This window comes from Clostridium cuniculi, assembly GCF_004353185.1.
Lineage (GTDB): Bacteria > Bacillota > Clostridia > Clostridiales > Clostridiaceae > Clostridium > Clostridium cuniculi.
In genome coordinates this window covers 1-428 of sequence record NZ_SMUS01000134.1, presented here as the reverse complement: position 1 = coordinate 428, position 428 = coordinate 1, and the positions used below count along the sequence as shown (strand labels likewise).

The window sequence follows — 428 nt, the reverse complement described above, 5'->3', positions numbered from 1 at the left end:
CTTGATAACATACTAATTAAAGTAATTCCCCTCCTTCCTCTTAACCATCTCCTTTTTCCTTCAGACTCTCCCCTCCTTTCCTCCTCTCTTCCTTCTTTTTCCCCTTTCCCCTTCTCCCTTCCTCTCCTTTCCCCTCTCCCTTTCCCCCTTCTTTCCCCTCTTCCTCCTTTCCTTTCTTTTTTCTCCTCCTCCCCCATCCCTTTTCTCTTTCTCCCCCCCTCCTTTTCTTTCTTCCTTTTTTTTTTCCCTCCCCTTTCTATACGATTCTCTTCCTTCTCCCTTTCCCTTCCTCTCTTCTCCCCCCTCCCCCTTTCTTTTTCCCTCCTCTTCTCCTTTCCCTCTCCTCCCCCTCTCTCTTTCTTCTCTCCCCCCCTTTCTCCTTTTTCTCTTTCTACCAACCCTCCCCTTCTCCTTTCCCCTCTCCCTCT

Annotated in this window: 1 protein-coding gene; it reads right to left on the bottom strand. The window is 49.1% G+C overall.

Annotation, left to right across the window (positions count from 1 at the left end; genetic code table 11):
* On the bottom strand, window positions 1-398 hold a 398-nt coding region (locus EJJ37_RS21305; RefSeq protein ID WP_193553949.1), incomplete at its 3' end, for a hypothetical protein.
* Window positions 399-428: the final 30 nt, after the last annotated feature.